Origin of the sequence: Pseudomonas sp. NFX71, from assembly GCF_048079215.1 — a bacterium.
Taxonomy (GTDB): domain Bacteria; phylum Pseudomonadota; class Gammaproteobacteria; order Pseudomonadales; family Pseudomonadaceae; genus Aquipseudomonas; species Aquipseudomonas fluorescens_B.
This window is the reverse complement of sequence record NZ_CP182230.1, coordinates 1,262,395-1,279,002: the sequence shown is the minus strand read 5'-3', so window position 1 is coordinate 1,279,002 and position 16,608 is coordinate 1,262,395. Positions and strand designations below refer to the sequence as shown.

At 53.8% G+C, this 16,608-nt stretch carries 12 protein-coding genes, 6 tRNA genes and 3 rRNA genes; 19 read left to right on the top strand and 2 right to left on the bottom strand.

Features of this window, described 5'->3' with window-relative positions; translation table 11 throughout:
• The first annotated feature begins 12 nt into the window (after positions 1-12).
• Positions 13-363, top strand: a complete 351-nt coding sequence (erpA, locus tag ACM1ZW_RS05955; protein ID WP_007906865.1) for an iron-sulfur cluster insertion protein ErpA — start codon at positions 13-15, stop codon at positions 361-363.
• A gap of 73 nt (positions 364-436) precedes the next feature.
• On the opposite strand, the gene ACM1ZW_RS05950 is transcribed toward erpA, so the two are convergent.
• Positions 437-1,528 carry an anhydro-N-acetylmuramic acid kinase gene (locus ACM1ZW_RS05950; RefSeq protein WP_414879254.1) on the bottom strand — a complete coding sequence of 364 codons (1,092 nt, stop codon included), beginning with the start codon at positions 1,526-1,528 and terminating at the stop codon, positions 437-439.
• A 3-nt stretch (positions 1,529-1,531) separates the two neighbouring features.
• Positions 1,532-2,950, bottom strand: a complete 1,419-nt coding sequence (locus ACM1ZW_RS05945; RefSeq protein WP_414884045.1) for a peptidoglycan DD-metalloendopeptidase family protein — start codon at positions 2,948-2,950, stop codon at positions 1,532-1,534.
• Between the two features lie 211 nt (positions 2,951-3,161).
• Here ACM1ZW_RS05945 and tyrS point away from each other — a divergent pair, with 211 nt between their 5' ends.
• From tyrS to rplA, 18 genes are all read left to right on the top strand, one after another.
• Positions 3,162-4,361 carry a tyrosine--tRNA ligase gene (gene tyrS, locus ACM1ZW_RS05940; protein ID WP_414884048.1) on the top strand — a complete coding sequence of 400 codons (1,200 nt, stop codon included), beginning with the start codon at positions 3,162-3,164 and terminating at the stop codon, positions 4,359-4,361.
• Positions 4,362-4,913: 552 nt separating this feature from the next.
• Positions 4,914-6,450 (top strand): 16S ribosomal RNA (locus ACM1ZW_RS05935).
• Between the two features lie 82 nt (positions 6,451-6,532).
• A tRNA-Ile gene (locus ACM1ZW_RS05930) sits at positions 6,533-6,609 on the top strand.
• 28 nt (positions 6,610-6,637) lie between these two features.
• Positions 6,638-6,713, top strand: a tRNA-Ala gene (locus ACM1ZW_RS05925).
• Between the two features lie 236 nt (positions 6,714-6,949).
• A 23S ribosomal RNA gene (locus ACM1ZW_RS05920) occupies positions 6,950-9,841 on the top strand.
• Positions 9,842-9,996: 155 nt separating this feature from the next.
• Positions 9,997-10,112 (top strand): 5S ribosomal RNA (gene rrf, locus ACM1ZW_RS05915).
• Together the 16S, 23S and 5S rRNA genes with 2 tRNA genes alongside form the textbook arrangement of a ribosomal RNA operon.
• Positions 10,113-10,246: 134 nt before the next feature.
• Positions 10,247-11,206 carry a bifunctional biotin--[acetyl-CoA-carboxylase] ligase/biotin operon repressor BirA gene (gene birA, locus ACM1ZW_RS05910; protein ID WP_414884128.1) on the top strand — a complete coding sequence of 320 codons (960 nt, stop codon included), beginning with the start codon at positions 10,247-10,249 and terminating at the stop codon, positions 11,204-11,206.
• On the top strand, positions 11,196-11,945 hold the full coding sequence (locus ACM1ZW_RS05905) for a pantothenate kinase (protein WP_017341080.1): 750 nt from the start codon (positions 11,196-11,198) through the stop codon (positions 11,943-11,945). The genes birA and ACM1ZW_RS05905 overlap by 11 nt, the downstream gene beginning before the upstream one ends.
• A gap of 7 nt (positions 11,946-11,952) precedes the next feature.
• A complete protein-coding gene (locus tag ACM1ZW_RS05900; protein ID WP_017341079.1) occupies positions 11,953-12,393 on the top strand; it encodes a hypothetical protein in 441 nt (146 codons plus the stop codon).
• A gap of 142 nt (positions 12,394-12,535) precedes the next feature.
• A tRNA-Tyr gene (locus ACM1ZW_RS05895) sits at positions 12,536-12,620 on the top strand.
• Between the two features lie 24 nt (positions 12,621-12,644).
• Positions 12,645-12,718, top strand: a tRNA-Gly gene (locus tag ACM1ZW_RS05890).
• Between the two features lie 26 nt (positions 12,719-12,744).
• A tRNA-Thr gene (locus tag ACM1ZW_RS05885) sits at positions 12,745-12,820 on the top strand.
• An 84-nt stretch (positions 12,821-12,904) separates the two neighbouring features.
• Positions 12,905-14,098 (top strand): elongation factor Tu, encoded by a 1,194-nt coding sequence (gene tuf / locus ACM1ZW_RS05880; RefSeq protein WP_007896619.1) that lies wholly within the window; start codon positions 12,905-12,907, stop codon positions 14,096-14,098.
• A gap of 53 nt (positions 14,099-14,151) precedes the next feature.
• Positions 14,152-14,227, top strand: a tRNA-Trp gene (locus tag ACM1ZW_RS05875).
• A 45-nt stretch (positions 14,228-14,272) separates the two neighbouring features.
• Positions 14,273-14,641, top strand: coding sequence for a preprotein translocase subunit SecE (secE, locus tag ACM1ZW_RS05870; protein WP_416740304.1), 369 nt, complete (start codon positions 14,273-14,275; stop codon positions 14,639-14,641).
• A 9-nt stretch (positions 14,642-14,650) separates the two neighbouring features.
• A complete protein-coding gene (gene nusG / locus ACM1ZW_RS05865; RefSeq protein WP_007896622.1) occupies positions 14,651-15,184 on the top strand; it encodes a transcription termination/antitermination protein NusG in 534 nt (177 codons plus the stop codon).
• Positions 15,185-15,301: 117 nt separating this feature from the next.
• Positions 15,302-15,733: a 50S ribosomal protein L11 gene (rplK, locus tag ACM1ZW_RS05860; RefSeq protein ID WP_017341076.1), complete on the top strand. Its 432-nt coding sequence runs from the start codon at positions 15,302-15,304 to the stop codon at positions 15,731-15,733.
• Complete coding sequence (gene rplA / locus ACM1ZW_RS05855; protein ID WP_003186095.1) at positions 15,733-16,428, top strand: 50S ribosomal protein L1; 696 nt, start codon at positions 15,733-15,735, stop codon at positions 16,426-16,428. The genes rplK and rplA overlap by 1 nt, the downstream gene beginning before the upstream one ends.
• Positions 16,429-16,608: the final 180 nt, after the last annotated feature.

The following is a 16,608-nucleotide window of genomic DNA, read 5'->3' as shown; positions in this document are numbered from 1 at the left end:
GAGATAGTTAGCATGAGCGTCGAATCCTTCACCCCCACGGCTTTGCAATTCACCCACGGTGCCGCGCACAAGGTGAAGAGCCTGGTCGATGAAGAGGGGAATGATCGCTTGAAGCTGCGCGTATTTGTTACGGGCGGCGGTTGTTCAGGTTTTCAGTACGGCTTTACCTTCGATGAAGAAGTGGCCGATGACGACACCATCGTCGAGCGCGAGGGTGTGAGTCTGGTCGTCGATCCGATGAGCTTCCAGTACCTGGCAGGCGCCGAGGTGGATTACCAGGAAGGTCTGGAAGGTTCGCGTTTCGTCATCAAGAACCCGAACGCCACCACCACGTGTGGCTGCGGCTCTTCGTTCTCGATCTGATCGCGCTTCACCGCATGAACAAACGCCGCATGACCTCAGGGTCATGCGGCGTTTTGCTGTCCGGGGTTCTGCTTCAGGCGGGGTAGATGGCGCCGAGTATGCGCAGGCCGCGGGCACCGGTGACGCTTGGGCGGTTGGCGGCGATGCCTTCGAGGCAGCAGTGGGCCAGCCAGGCGAAGGCCATGGCCTCTACCCAGTCGGGGTCAACGCCGTGAGTGGCTGTGCTGCTGACTGTCGCGTCAGGCAGCAGGCTGGCCAGCCGCTTCATCAATGTGGTGTTGTGTGCGCCGCCGCCACAAACCAGCAACTCCCGGGTATCCGATTGAGCGCTTTGCAGCGATTCGGTAATGGTCAGTGCGGTCAGTTCAAGCAGCGTTGCTTGCACGTCTTCGGCGGCGAAGGGCGGCAGCTTTGATAAATGCTGTGTCAGCCAAGGCAGGTTGAACACTTCGCGACCCGTGCTTTTCGGGCCTTTGGTCAGGAAGAACGGATCGTCAAGCAGCGCTTTCAGCAGAACAGGTTCGATCTCGCCGCTGGCGGCCCATTGGCCGTCGCGATCAAAGTTTTCGCCACGTTGCTGATGAATCCAGGCGTCCAGCAACACATTCCCCGGGCCGCAGTCGAAGCCCGCCACAGGTTTGCCGGGCTCGATCAGGCTGAGGTTGCTGAAACCGCCAACATTCAATACCGCGCGGTTGCCGGCCTGTTCTTCAAACAAGGCTTCGTGGAAGGCCGGAACCAGCGGGGCGCCTTGACCGCCGGCCGCCACATCGCGGCTGCGGAAGTCGCTGACTACCGTGATACCGGTCAATTCTGTCAGCAGGGCGGGGTTGCCGATTTGCACCGTGAAGCCGCGCGACGGTTCGTGGCGAATGGTCTGGCCGTGGCTGCCAATCGCGCGAATGTCTTCGGGTTTCAGGTTCTGTTCATCAAGAAGGGTATGAATGCCCTGCGCCGCCAGCTTTACCCAATTCTGCTGGGCAATGGCTGAGCGGGCAATTTCGTCCGGGCCACTGGCGCACAAGCCAAGCAGCTCGCTGCGCAGGGAGTCAGGCATGGGAATGTAGTGCGTGGCGATCAGCTTGATCGCTGGCGCTATCTCGACCAGTGCGATATCCAGGCCGTCGAGGCTGGTCCCGGACATCACACCTATATAGAGCGTCATGGCTTAGCGCTTGCTCGAAGCCAGTTGGGTGGACTTCTCTTGGTCCATGCGCGCCATCAGCGGCTGACTCTGCGCGAGGAAGCGAGCGCGTTCCGCTTTGGAAATCGGATCGGCCATCGCCACCTTTTGACCCAGCGGATCAACGTGCACACCATTGACCTGGAACTCGTAGTGCAAATGAGGGCCAGTAGACAGGCCGGTGGTACCGATGTATCCAATCACTTGGCCCTGCTTTACAGAACTACCAGTCCGGACGCCTTTGGCAAATCCCTGCATGTGACCATACAGTGTGCGATAGGTGTTGCCGTGCTGAATGATCACGGTGTTGCCGTAGCCGCCGCGGCGACCGGCCAACAACACTTTGCCGTCGCCGGCAGCCTTGATTGGCGTACCGCGAGGAGCTGCGTAGTCGACACCTTTGTGGGCGCGGATCTTGTTCAGGATCGGGTGCTTGCGACCCATGGAAAACTTGGAACTGATGCGAGCGAAATCTACCGGTGTACGAATAAACGCCTTGCGCATGCTGTTGCCGTCAGCAGTGTAGTAGCTGCTGTTGCCTTGTTTGTTGGTGTAGCGCACGGCGGTGTAGGTCTTGCCGCGGTTGGTGAAGCGCGCTGAGAGGATCGGCCCGTTACCGACGGCCTTGCCGTTGACAACCTTTTGTTCGTAGATCACGTCGAACTCGTCACCCTGGCGAATATCCTGGGCGAAGTCGACGTCATAGCCAAACACGCTGGCCATGTCCATGGTCAGGCTGTGCGACAGGCCGGCGCGAGCGGCAGATTGTGACAGCGAGCTGTTGATCACACCATGAACGTAGGCTGAGCGCACGGTAGGCTTGGCGGTGATTCTGTTGAATACGTAACCCTTGTCATTCTTGGTCAGCGTGATGCTTTCGAGGTCGCTGACCTTGCTGTGCAGGTTGGTCAGCTGGCCTTCAGGGCTCAATTCGAATTCGAGTTTCTGGCCATGTTTCAGCTGGCTGAACTGCTTGGCTTGCTTGTCGCTGGCCAGTACTTCATGCACCGACGCAGCTGGAAGTCCGACTTTTTCGAACAGCGTAGAAAGCGTATCGCCTTTGGCGACGATCACTTCCCTGTGGTTGGGTGCCTTCTTTTCCTCGACCACTGGCACAGGTGCGGCCTGAGCGGTTTCCGGGGTGTCTTCGGCGCTGTTTTCGATTTGCGCGAAAGGGGACGTTGCGGACTCATTTGTGGCTTGGGCCGCTTCGGCGGCGTCTTGATCTTGTGTCAGTTGTTCAGCAGGGCTTTCCAGTTCAAGACTCAGAGTCGTCTTTTTGGCTTCTACATCACTGGAAGGAAATACCAGAAGCGCCAGGCTCAGAAGGGCGGCGATGCCACTTGCTGCGAGCAGGTGGGTCTTCGGGTAAAGCGGTGGCGCTTTAGACGATTCTTTGGTCATAGGTAATTTTGACTTTGAAAAAGATGAATTGGAAAAGATGAATGACATGATGAAGATGAAATAACTGTATAAAATATAACCAAATCATCTCTGAAGCAAGTCCGTGGTCACTCTGCCAGCGGATTGGCGTCATTGCGCCGGCCAAACTTTGTATTTGACGCGCGATCTTGTATGGTTGGTTCCCTTTGAATTCGAGCCTTGCGGGTCTGTTATGAAGTCGGTTGAAGAGCAGCTAGCGCTGATCAAACGTGGTGCGGAAGAACTGTTGGTCGAGTCCGAGCTGATCGAAAAGCTCAAGCGTGGCCAGCCGCTGCGTATTAAGGCAGGCTTCGATCCGACCGCGCCGGATTTGCACCTGGGTCACACTGTGCTTATTAATAAGCTGCGTCAGTTCCAGGAGCTGGGGCATCAGGTGATCTTCCTTATAGGTGACTTCACCGGGATGATCGGTGATCCAAGCGGCAAGAGCGCAACGCGTCCACCACTTACCCGTGAGCAGGTTCTCGAGAATGCCGAGACCTACAAGACTCAAGTCTTCAAGATTCTTGATCCGGCGAAAACCGAAGTGGCGTTCAACTCCACCTGGATGGACCAGATGGGGCCGGCCGACTTCATTCGCCTGACATCGCAGTACACCGTTGCGCGCATGCTCGAGCGTGACGACTTCGATAAGCGCTATACGACCAATCAACCCATTGCCATTCATGAGTTCCTTTATCCGCTGGTTCAGGGTTACGACTCGGTCGCCTTGCGCGCGGATGTCGAGCTGGGCGGCACCGACCAGAAATTCAACCTGCTGATGGGGCGTGAGCTGCAACGTGCTTATGGTCAGGAAGCTCAGTGCATTCTGACCATGCCGTTGCTCGAAGGCCTGGATGGCGTAAAGAAGATGTCCAAATCGTTGGGCAACTACGTCGGTATTCAGGAAGCGCCGGGTGTGATGTACGGCAAGCTGGTTTCCATTCCGGATGCGCTGATGTGGCGTTACTTCGAATTGCTCAGCTTCCGCTCTATGGACGAGATCAATGCATTCCGTGCTGATGTCGAGGCGGGTGCCAATCCGCGTGACATCAAGATCAAGCTGGCCGAAGAGATCGTTGCACGCTTCCATGGTGAGGAGGCAGCAGCCAATGCTCACCGTGCGGCGGGTAACCGTATGAAGGACGGGGAGCTGCCGGACGATCTGCCGGAAATCGAATTGACTGCTACCGAAGATATGCCGATCGCGGCTGTCCTTAATAAAGCCGGCCTCGTGAAGAACTCGGCGATGGCGCGTGATCTCCTGAATTCTGGCGGTGTTCGTATAGATGGTGAGGTTGTCGATCGCACCTTTATATATGTACTGGGCGCTACCCATGTTTGCCAGGCCGGGAAGAAGGCATTTGCGCGGATTTCGCTTAAATCCGAATAAGGCTGAAATAAGGGGTTGACGGCAGATTCTGGAAGTCTATAATTCGCCCCACTTCCGGCGCAGTCGAAACGGAAAACTCCTTGGTAAACAAAGAGTTATGCAGTTTTCGACAGCGAGTTGCTTCGGTTCATCGAAGCCCAGAAGGAGTTGGTCAGGCAGTGTGTTGTCGCTTGATTGATGGTTCGATCTTCTCGGTCGAAAGCGGAGAAAAAGAGGTGTTGACAGCAGCGGACAACGCTGTAGAATTCGCCTCCCGCTAACGAGAGATCGGAAGCGCAAGTGGTTGAAGTTGCAAAGGAAACTTTGAAAACTTCTGAAAATAACCGCTTGACAGATACAGAGGACGCTGTAGAATGCGCGCCTCGGTTGAGACGAAAGATCTTAACCAACCGCTCTTTAACAACTGAATCAAGCAATTCGTGTGGGTGCTTGTGGAGTCAGACTGATAGTCAACAAGATTATCAGCATCACAAGTTACTCCGCGAGAAATCAAAGATGTAACCAACGATTGCTGAGCCAAGTTTAGGGTTTCTTAAAAACCCAAAGATGTTTGAACTGAAGAGTTTGATCATGGCTCAGATTGAACGCTGGCGGCAGGCCTAACACATGCAAGTCGAGCGGTAGAGAGAAGCTTGCTTCTCTTGAGAGCGGCGGACGGGTGAGTAATGCCTAGGAATCTGCCTGGTAGTGGGGGATAACGCTCGGAAACGGACGCTAATACCGCATACGTCCTACGGGAGAAAGCAGGGGACCTTCGGGCCTTGCGCTATCAGATGAGCCTAGGTCGGATTAGCTAGTTGGTGAGGTAATGGCTCACCAAGGCGACGATCCGTAACTGGTCTGAGAGGATGATCAGTCACACTGGAACTGAGACACGGTCCAGACTCCTACGGGAGGCAGCAGTGGGGAATATTGGACAATGGGCGAAAGCCTGATCCAGCCATGCCGCGTGTGTGAAGAAGGTCTTCGGATTGTAAAGCACTTTAAGTTGGGAGGAAGGGCATTAACCTAATACGTTGGTGTCTTGACGTTACCGACAGAATAAGCACCGGCTAACTCTGTGCCAGCAGCCGCGGTAATACAGAGGGTGCAAGCGTTAATCGGAATTACTGGGCGTAAAGCGCGCGTAGGTGGTTCGTTAAGTTGGATGTGAAATCCCCGGGCTCAACCTGGGAACTGCATTCAAAACTGACGAGCTAGAGTATGGTAGAGGGTGGTGGAATTTCCTGTGTAGCGGTGAAATGCGTAGATATAGGAAGGAACACCAGTGGCGAAGGCGACCACCTGGACTGATACTGACACTGAGGTGCGAAAGCGTGGGGAGCAAACAGGATTAGATACCCTGGTAGTCCACGCCGTAAACGATGTCAACTAGCCGTTGGGAGCCTTGAGCTCTTAGTGGCGCAGCTAACGCATTAAGTTGACCGCCTGGGGAGTACGGCCGCAAGGTTAAAACTCAAATGAATTGACGGGGGCCCGCACAAGCGGTGGAGCATGTGGTTTAATTCGAAGCAACGCGAAGAACCTTACCAGGCCTTGACATCCAATGAACTTTCCAGAGATGGATTGGTGCCTTCGGGAACATTGAGACAGGTGCTGCATGGCTGTCGTCAGCTCGTGTCGTGAGATGTTGGGTTAAGTCCCGTAACGAGCGCAACCCTTGTCCTTAGTTACCAGCACGTTAAGGTGGGCACTCTAAGGAGACTGCCGGTGACAAACCGGAGGAAGGTGGGGATGACGTCAAGTCATCATGGCCCTTACGGCCTGGGCTACACACGTGCTACAATGGTCGGTACAGAGGGTTGCCAAGCCGCGAGGTGGAGCTAATCCCATAAAACCGATCGTAGTCCGGATCGCAGTCTGCAACTCGACTGCGTGAAGTCGGAATCGCTAGTAATCGCGAATCAGAATGTCGCGGTGAATACGTTCCCGGGCCTTGTACACACCGCCCGTCACACCATGGGAGTGGGTTGCACCAGAAGTAGCTAGTCTAACCTTCGGGAGGACGGTTACCACGGTGTGATTCATGACTGGGGTGAAGTCGTAACAAGGTAGCCGTAGGGGAACCTGCGGCTGGATCACCTCCTTAATCGACGACATCAGCTGCTCCATAAGTTCCCACACGAATTGCTTGATTCATTGAAGAAGACGATAAGAAGCAGCCCGAAATTGGGTCTGTAGCTCAGTTGGTTAGAGCGCACCCCTGATAAGGGTGAGGTCGGCAGTTCGAATCTGCCCAGACCCACCAATTTTTGTGTGGGATCCTGTAGCAATACGGGGCCATAGCTCAGCTGGGAGAGCGCCTGCCTTGCACGCAGGAGGTCAACGGTTCGATCCCGTTTGGCTCCACCACTACTGCTTCTGATTGTATAAAGCTTAGAAATGAGCATTCCATCGTGATGGTGGTGAATGTTGATTTCTAGTCTTTGGCTAGATCGTTCTTTAAAAATTTGGGTATGTGATAGAAAGATAGACTGAACGTTACTTTCACTGGTAACGGATCAGGCTAAGGTAAAATTTGTGAGTTTAATCGCGAATTTTCGGCGAATGTCGTCTTCACAGTATAACCAGATTGCTTGGGGTTATATGGTCAAGTGAAGAAGCGCATACGGTGGATGCCTTGGCAGTCAGAGGCGATGAAAGACGTGGTAGCCTGCGAAAAGCTTCGGGGAGTCGGCAAACAGACTTTGATCCGGAGATGTCTGAATGGGGGAACCCACCTAACATAAGTTAGGTATCTTAAGCTGAATACATAGGCTTAAGAAGCGAACCAGGGGAACTGAAACATCTAAGTACCCTGAGGAAAAGAAATCAACCGAGATTCCCTTAGTAGTGGCGAGCGAACGGGGACTAGCCCTTAAGTGGCTTTGAGATTAGCGGAACGCTCTGGAAAGTGCGGCCATAGTGGGTGATAGCCCTGTACGCGAAAATCTCTTAGTCATGAAATCGAGTAGGACGGAGCACGAGAAACTTTGTCTGAATATGGGGGGACCATCCTCCAAGGCTAAATACTACTGACTGACCGATAGTGAACTAGTACCGTGAGGGAAAGGCGAAAAGAACCCCGGAGAGGGGAGTGAAATAGATCCTGAAACCGTATGCGTACAAGCAGTGGGAGCCCACTTTGTTGGGTGACTGCGTACCTTTTGTATAATGGGTCAGCGACTTATTTTCAGTGGCGAGCTTAACCGAATAGGGGAGGCGTAGCGAAAGCGAGTCTTAATAGGGCGTCTAGTCGCTGGGAATAGACCCGAAACCGGGCGATCTATCCATGGGCAGGTTGAAGGTTGGGTAACACTAACTGGAGGACCGAACCGACTACCGTTGAAAAGTTAGCGGATGACCTGTGGATCGGAGTGAAAGGCTAATCAAGCTCGGAGATAGCTGGTTCTCCTCGAAAGCTATTTAGGTAGCGCCTCATGTATCACTGTAGGGGGTAGAGCACTGTTTCGGCTAGGGGGTCATCCCGACTTACCAAACCGATGCAAACTCCGAATACCTACAAGTGCCGAGCATGGGAGACACACGGCGGGTGCTAACGTCCGTCGTGAAAAGGGAAACAACCCAGACCGTCAGCTAAGGTCCCAAAGTTATGGTTAAGTGGGAAACGATGTGGGAAGGCTTAGACAGCTAGGAGGTTGGCTTAGAAGCAGCCACCCTTTAAAGAAAGCGTAATAGCTCACTAGTCGAGTCGGCCTGCGCGGAAGATGTAACGGGGCTCAAACCATACACCGAAGCTACGGGTATCACTTAGGTGATGCGGTAGAGGAGCGTTCTGTAAGCCTGTGAAGGTGAGTTGAGAAGCTTGCTGGAGGTATCAGAAGTGCGAATGCTGACATGAGTAACGACAATGGGTGTGAAAAACACCCACGCCGAAAGACCAAGGTTTCCTGCGCAACGTTAATCGACGCAGGGTTAGTCGGTCCCTAAGGCGAGGCTGAAAAGCGTAGTCGATGGAAAACAGGTTAATATTCCTGTACTTCTGGTTATTGCGATGGAGGGACGGAGAAGGCTAGGCCAGCTTGGCGTTGGTTGTCCAAGTTTAAGGTGGTAGGCTGGAATCTTAGGTAAATCCGGGATTCTAAGGCCGAGAGCTGATGACGAGTGTTCTTTTAGAACACGAAGTGGTTGATGCCATGCTTCCAAGAAAAGCTTCTAAGCTTCAGGTAACCAGGAACCGTACCCCAAACCGACACAGGTGGTTGGGTAGAGAATACCAAGGCGCTTGAGAGAACTCGGGTGAAGGAACTAGGCAAAATGGCACCGTAACTTCGGGAGAAGGTGCGCCGGTGAGGGTGAAGGACTTGCTCCGTAAGCTCATGCCGGTCGAAGATACCAGGCCGCTGCGACTGTTTATTAAAAACACAGCACTCTGCAAACACGAAAGTGGACGTATAGGGTGTGACGCCTGCCCGGTGCCGGAAGGTTAATTGATGGGGTTAGCTAACGCGAAGCTCTTGATCGAAGCCCCGGTAAACGGCGGCCGTAACTATAACGGTCCTAAGGTAGCGAAATTCCTTGTCGGGTAAGTTCCGACCTGCACGAATGGCGTAACGATGGCGGCGCTGTCTCCACCCGAGACTCAGTGAAATTGAAATCGCTGTGAAGATGCAGTGTATCCGCGGCTAGACGGAAAGACCCCGTGAACCTTTACTATAGCTTTGCACTGGACTTTGAATTTGCTTGTGTAGGATAGGTGGGAGGCTTTGAAGCGTGGACGCCAGTTCGCGTGGAGCCAACCTTGAAATACCACCCTGGCAACTTTGAGGTTCTAACTCAGGTCCGTTATCCGGATCGAGGACAGTGTATGGTGGGTAGTTTGACTGGGGCGGTCTCCTCCTAAAGAGTAACGGAGGAGTACGAAGGTGCGCTCAGACCGGTCGGAAATCGGTCGTAGAGTATAAAGGCAAAAGCGCGCTTGACTGCGAGACAGACACGTCGAGCAGGTACGAAAGTAGGTCTTAGTGATCCGGTGGTTCTGTATGGAAGGGCCATCGCTCAACGGATAAAAGGTACTCCGGGGATAACAGGCTGATACCGCCCAAGAGTTCATATCGACGGCGGTGTTTGGCACCTCGATGTCGGCTCATCACATCCTGGGGCTGAAGCCGGTCCCAAGGGTATGGCTGTTCGCCATTTAAAGTGGTACGCGAGCTGGGTTTAGAACGTCGTGAGACAGTTCGGTCCCTATCTGCCGTGGACGTTTGAGATTTGAGAGGGGCTGCTCCTAGTACGAGAGGACCGGAGTGGACGAACCTCTGGTGTTCCGGTTGTCACGCCAGTGGCATTGCCGGGTAGCTATGTTCGGAATAGATAACCGCTGAAAGCATCTAAGCGGGAAACTAGCCTCAAGATGAGATCTCACTGGGACCTTGAGTCCCCTGAAGGGCCGTCGAAGACTACGACGTTGATAGGTTGGGTGTGTAAGCGCTGTGAGGCGTTGAGCTAACCAATACTAATTGCCCGTGAGGCTTGACCATATAACACCCAAGCAATTTGCTGACTCGAAAGAGCACCAGATTGCGGTGTGTGAAGACGAAACGAACCGAAAGTTCGAGAACAAACACACAAACTATCGCATACCCATTCGCTGGAGCGTGAACCTGAAAAGGCCCACGACCTGGCTACCGAATTTCTTGACGACCATAGAGCATTGGAACCACCTGATCCCATCCCGAACTCAGCAGTGAAACGATGCATCGCCGATGGTAGTGTGGGGTTTCCCCATGTGAGAGTAGGTCATCGTCAAGATTAAATTCCGAAACCCCAATTGCGAAAGCAGTTGGGGTTTTGTTTTGCCCGCAGGAAAATCTGCCTGGTACGGTTTCTATGCAACAACTCAAGGCGTAGCTATCATGCGGGCCTCATTGTGAGGCGGGACTTGCATGCTGACATTGTTAAAGCTTCTGAAGGATGGCCGATTTCATTCAGGTCAGGCCCTGGGCGCCGCTTTGGGTGTCAGTCGTAGCGCTGTATGGAAACAGCTTCAGCTTTTAGAAGCTGAGCTTGGCTTGTCCATCCACAAGGTGCGAGGGCGCGGTTATCAACTGGCTTCGCCGTTGACGCTGCTTGATTCTGTCGCGATTGCAGAGCAAGCCCCTTCTTGTGATTGGCCCATTCTTGTTTTCGACTCAATTGACTCCACTAATGCTGAAGCGTTACGTGCAATTGATCGTGGCCAGGCAGCGCCATTTCTTGTGCTTGCCGAGCGGCAGACGTCTGGACGTGGGCGCCGTGGGCGTAAGTGGGTGAGTCCTTTCGCGGAAAATGTCTATTACAGTCTGGTGCTGCGTATTGATGGTGGTCTGCGCCAGCTCGAAGGCTTGAGCCTTGTTGTCGGGCTTGCCGTCATGCAAACCTTGAAAGAGCTGGGTGTCTCAGATGCGGGCTTGAAGTGGCCGAACGATGTTCTGGTGGGTCAGAAAAAAATCGCGGGAATATTACTCGAACTGGTCGGGGATCCCGCTGATGTGTGTCACGTGGTGCTGGGTGTTGGAATTAATGTGAATATGCAGATGACCGATGAGGTTGATCAGCAGTGGACGTCCATGCGGCTCGAGTCGGGGCGCGCATTTGATCGTAATCATCTGGTCGCTCGGCTGGGCCAGATGCTCCAGGTGTATTTGGGGCGGCATCAGGTCGACGGATTTCCTGCTATTCAAGCTGAGTGGGAGCAGAATCATCTATGGCAGGGGCGGGCGGTGTCGTTGATCGCTGGCGTTAACCAGATAGATGGCGAAGTGCTGGGTATCGATAGGCAAGGGGCTCTGCGCTTGAAGGTGGGTGGTGTGGAAAAAGTATTTAGCGGTGGTGAGCTCAGCTTGAGGTTGCGTGATGATTCTTGAGCTCGACTGCGGAAACAGTTTCATTAAGTGGCGAGTACTTGGCGCGGATGCCTGTCAGGCGGTCGGTGAAGGAGTCGTCGATTCGAATCTCGCATTGCTGGAGAGTTTGAATGCGCTCAAGGGGCTGGCTCTCAAGTTCTGTCGGCTGGTTAGTGTCAGAACGGCAGAGGAAACCGGTGCGTTGGTTTCTCTGCTGACAGAGACTTTTGGAGTGTCGGTAGCTTGCGCGACGCCCGCTCGCGAAATGTTGGGGGTTCGCAATGGCTATGAAGAGTTCGAGCGCCTGGGGCTAGATCGTTGGTTGGCGATGCTTGGAGGATTCCATTTGGCATCGCGTGCTTGCCTGGTGCTGGATTTCGGTACTGCTGTCACTGCGGATTACGTCGCCGGTGATGGAGAGCATCTCGGAGGATTCATTTGTCCAGGTATGCCGTTGATGCGGAATCAGTTGCGTACCCATACACGTAAAATTCGTTATGGCGATCTCGCTGCAGAGCGCGCTCTGGAAAGTCTCGTTCCTGGGCGGACAACCGTCGAAGCAGTTGAGCGGGGGTGTTTGCTCATGCTCAGGGGGTTTGTTCTGACTCAGTTAGAGCTTGCGCGTAGTTACTGGGGGGCAGATTTTTCTGTATTCCTTACCGGGGGGGATGCGGGGCTGGTTTCCGAGATCGTGCCTGAAGCCAGGGTGGTTCCGGATCTGGTATTTGTAGGTTTGGCTATGGCATGTCCTTTGTCCTGAGGTTCGTATGCGTTGGTTGTTCCTGCTGCTGCTTGTGCTCAACGTCTTCTATTACATCTGGCACCAACAAGAGGCTCCTCTGCGCGCGAAGGATGTCACCCCCTTGAGTTTGTACCGGGGGGCTCAGCAGGATATTCGCTTGTTGAGCGAGGCGGCTGATGCATCCAGGGACAAAGGAAAGGCTGCTCAGGCGGACAATAGCTGTTTGTATTTGGGTGGTTTTGTTCGCCCAGAGGCCCTTCAGGCTGTTGAGCGACGCTTGAATGGCATGGAGATCAAATATCAGCCCCTGCCAAAGGATCTCCCCGAATTTGCTGGTTACTGGGTGCGTGTGGCCCCAGAAAGTCGGCGATGGCTGGATGATCTGCAGCTGCAAAACCTTTCTAGAGAATTCAATGAGTTAAAACATAAAATAATGCCATGCGAGGGGGTTGCACCCGCTGAATAGTTTGCATAGAATGGCGCCCGCTTCGCAGTGAAGACCTTTAAAGGTCTACGGTGCAAAGCGAGGTCAACGCAGCTAACCTCAGGTTTTTAATGAGAAAATGCTTGACAGAAGGCTGGCATGATATAGAATGCCGGCTCGCTTAGGAGGGGTTCCCGAGCGGCCAAAGGGATCAGACTGTAAATCTGACGTCTACGACTTCGAAGGTTCGAATCCTTCCCCCTCCACCATTTTTAGCGAGAGCTGCAAGCTCCGCGGGTATAGTTTAGTGGTAGAACCTCAGCCTTCCAAGCTGATGATGCGGGTTCGATTCCCGCTACCCGCTCCAAGTTTGCAGATCCTGCACAGTGTTACGCTCTTGTAGCTCAGTTGGTAGAGCACACCCTTGGTAAGGGTGAGGTCAGCGGTTCAAATCCGCTCAAGAGCTCCATATAACAAGGCAGATATGAAAATATCTGCCTTTGTTTTAATGGCTTGTTTGACCTGCTCAATTCTTCTCCTAGGGGTGATTTTGATGGCTAAGGAAAAGTTCGAACGTAATAAGCCGCACGTCAACGTGGGTACCATTGGTCACGTCGACCACGGTAAAACTACTTTGACTGCAGCCTTGACCCGCGTCTGCTCCGAAGTTTTCGGCTCGGCAAAGGTTGACTTCGACAAGATCGATAGCGCCCCTGAAGAAAAAGCTCGTGGTATCACCATCAACACCGCTCACGTTGAATATGATTCGGCCGTGCGTCACTACGCACACGTTGACTGCCCTGGTCACGCCGACTACGTAAAAAACATGATCACCGGTGCAGCTCAGATGGATGGTGCGATTCTGGTTTGCTCGGCCGCTGATGGTCCGATGCCTCAAACCCGTGAGCACATCCTGTTGTCCCGCCAGGTTGGCGTTCCGTACATCGTTGTCTTCCTGAACAAGGCTGACATGGTTGACGACGCCGAGCTGCTGGAACTGGTTGAGATGGAAGTGCGCGACCTGTTGAGCACCTACGATTTCCCAGGTGATGACACTCCGATCATCATTGGTTCTGCGCTGATGGCGTTGAACGGTCAAGATGACAATGAGATGGGTACCACTGCCGTCAAAAAGTTGGTCGAGACTCTGGATAGCTACATTCCGCAGCCTGAGCGTGCTATCGACAAGCCGTTCCTGATGCCGATCGAGGATGTGTTCTCGATCTCCGGTCGCGGTACTGTTGTGACTGGTCGTGTTGAGCGTGGCATTGTCCGCATTCAGGAAGAAGTTGAGATTGTTGGTCTTCGTGACACTGTCAAAACTACTTGTACTGGTGTTGAGATGTTCCGCAAGCTGCTCGACGAAGGTCGCGCTGGCGAGAACTGCGGCGTTTTGCTGCGTGGTACCAAGCGTGATGATGTTGAGCGTGGCCAGGTTCTGGTCAAGCCGGGCACCGTCAAGCCGCATACCAAGTTCACTGCTGAGGTTTACGTTCTGAGCAAGGAGGAGGGTGGTCGTCATACGCCATTCTTCAAGGGTTATCGTCCGCAGTTCTACTTCCGTACGACTGATGTGACTGGTAACTGCGAGCTGCCAGAAGGTGTTGAGATGGTGATGCCGGGTGATAACGTTCAGATGACCGTTACACTGATCAAAACCATTGCGATGGAAGATGGTCTGCGTTTTGCCATCCGTGAAGGCGGTCGTACCGTCGGCGCTGGTGTTGTGGCCAAAGTCATCGAGTAAGTTGTTGTAATGTCTTTTTCGGGCCGGCATAATGGTCGGCCTGATTTTGTTTTAGGTCAGTAGCTCAATTGGCAGAGCGACGGTCTCCAAAACCGTAGGTTGGGGGTTCGATTCCCTCCTGACCTGCCAGATTCACTTGGTGTGTCTGGCTTTCTTTTCACAGGATCTTCATAGATGACTCCTAAAGCTGAAGCTCAAGGCTCTCGCTTCGATCTGCTCAAGTGGCTAGTAGTAGTCGCTTTGGTGGTTGTTGGCGTTGTTGGCAATCAGTATTACTCTGCTTGGCCGATCCTGTACCGCGTACTTGCATTGCTTGTCATTGCCGCTGTAGCTGCCTTTGTAGGCCTGCAGACGGTCAAGGGCAAGTCTTTCTTCGTACTGGTTAAGGAAGCTCGCACCGAGATTCGTAAAGTCGTATGGCCAACTCGCCAAGAAACCACGCAGACCACGTTGATTGTTGTGGCTGTTGTTCTGGTTATGGCGTTGCTGTTGTGGGGGCTTGATTCCCTGCTCGGCTGGCTTGTTTCCTTGATTGTCGGCTAAGGGTGTCCCGTGGCTAAGCGTTGGTACGTTGTGCATGCTTACTCCGGTTACGAGAAGCATGTCATGCGCTCGTTAGTAGAGCGCGTAAAGCTGGCTGGCATGGAAGATGGCTTTGGCGAAATTCTGGTTCCCACTGAAGAAGTGGTTGAAATGCGTAATGGCCAGAAGCGCAAAAGCGAGCGCAAGTTCTTCCCAGGTTATGTGCTGGTTCAGATGGACATGAACGAGGGTACTTGGCACTTGGTCAAGGATACTCCTCGGGTGATGGGTTTCATCGGCGGTACTGCTGATAAGCCTGCACCGATCACAGATAAAGAGGCAGAAGCGATTCTGCGTCGTGTTGCTGATGGTAGTGACAAGCCGAAGCCGAAGACGTTGTTCGAGCCGGGCGAGTCGGTACGTGTCAACGACGGGCCGTTTGCCGATTTTACCGGCACGGTTGAAGAAGTTAACTACGAGAAGAGCCGGATCCAAGTGGCAGTGCTCATTTTCGGTCGCTCTACTCCGGTAGAGCTCGAGTTCAGCCAGGTCGAAAAGGTCTAGCTGGGCAAGCATCCCAACCCCGCAGCCCTAGGCTGTGGGGTTTTGTCGTCACTGGGATAAACGCGCAAGTAACCGGGGAGCCTTTCGAGGCGTTCGAACCCGTAATTGGAGTGCCTCATGGCCAAGAAGATTACCGCTTACATCAAGCTGCAAGTGAAGGCCGCTCAGGCTAACCCAAGCCCACCTGTTGGTCCTGCTCTGGGTCAGCACGGCGTGAACATCATGGAATTCTGCAAGGCCTTCAACGCCCGTACTCAGGGTATTGAGCCAGGTCTGCCTACTCCAGTGATCATCACTGTCTACAGCGACCGTAGCTTCACTTTCGAAACCAAATCCACCCCTGCTTCGGTTCTGCTGAAGAAGGCGGCCGGTCTGACTAGCGGTTCCGCTCGTCCGAACACCGTTAAGGTTGGCACCGTAACTCGTGCTCAGCTGGAAGATATCGCGAAAGTTAAAAACGCGGATCTGACTGCAGCTGATATGGAAGCAGCCGTGCGCACCATCGCCGGTTCTGCTCGTAGCATGGGCCTTAACGTGGAGGGTGTGTAATGGCTAAGTTGACCAAGCGTCAAAAGGCTATCGCCGGCAAAATCGAAGCAGGCAAGGCCTACAACTTTGTAGACGCTGCTGCCCTGCTGGCTGAGCTGTCGACTGTCAAGTTCAGCGAGTCGTTCGACGTTGCTGTGAACCTGGGTGTTGACCCGCGTAAATCCGACCAGGTCGTTCGTAGCGCTACTGTGCTGCCACACGGCACTGGCAAGACTGTTCGCGTTGCTGTGTTCACCCAAGGTCCAGCTGCTGAGGCCGCTCTGGCTGCCGGCGCTGACCGTGTAGGCATGGACGACCTGGCTGCCGAAATGAAAGGCGGCGACCTGAACTATGACGTAGTTATCGCATCCCCGGATGCAATGCGCGTTGTAGGTCAGTTGGGTCAGATCCTCGGTCCACGTGGCCTGATGCCTAACCCTAAAGTCGGCACCGTAACCCCAGACGTAGCTACCGCGGTTAAGAACGCCAAGGCTGGTCAGGTTCGTTATCGCACCGACAAAAACGGCATCATCCACACTTCCGTTGGCAAGATCGGCTTCGACGCCGTCAAGCTGAAGGAAAACGTTGAGGCCCTGATCGCTGATCTGAAGCGTATCAAGCCAGCTTCCTCGAAAGGCATTTACGTCAAGCGCGTTACCCTGAGCACCACTATGGGCCCAGGTCTGGTCATCGACCAAAGCTCGCTCGACGCGTAAGACACAGGTTGGCGCAAGCGATTGCGCCAATTGAAAGATTGGGGTCCCTGCCTGGCGGGGGCTATCCAAGACCGTAGGCGACGCAAGTCTTAAACCTCAAGCCTACGCAGATGGTGCTCCCGGTTCCTTACCGAATCAGACACCAAAACGACATCCGGCTTCGGTTGGATGAAACGGTAA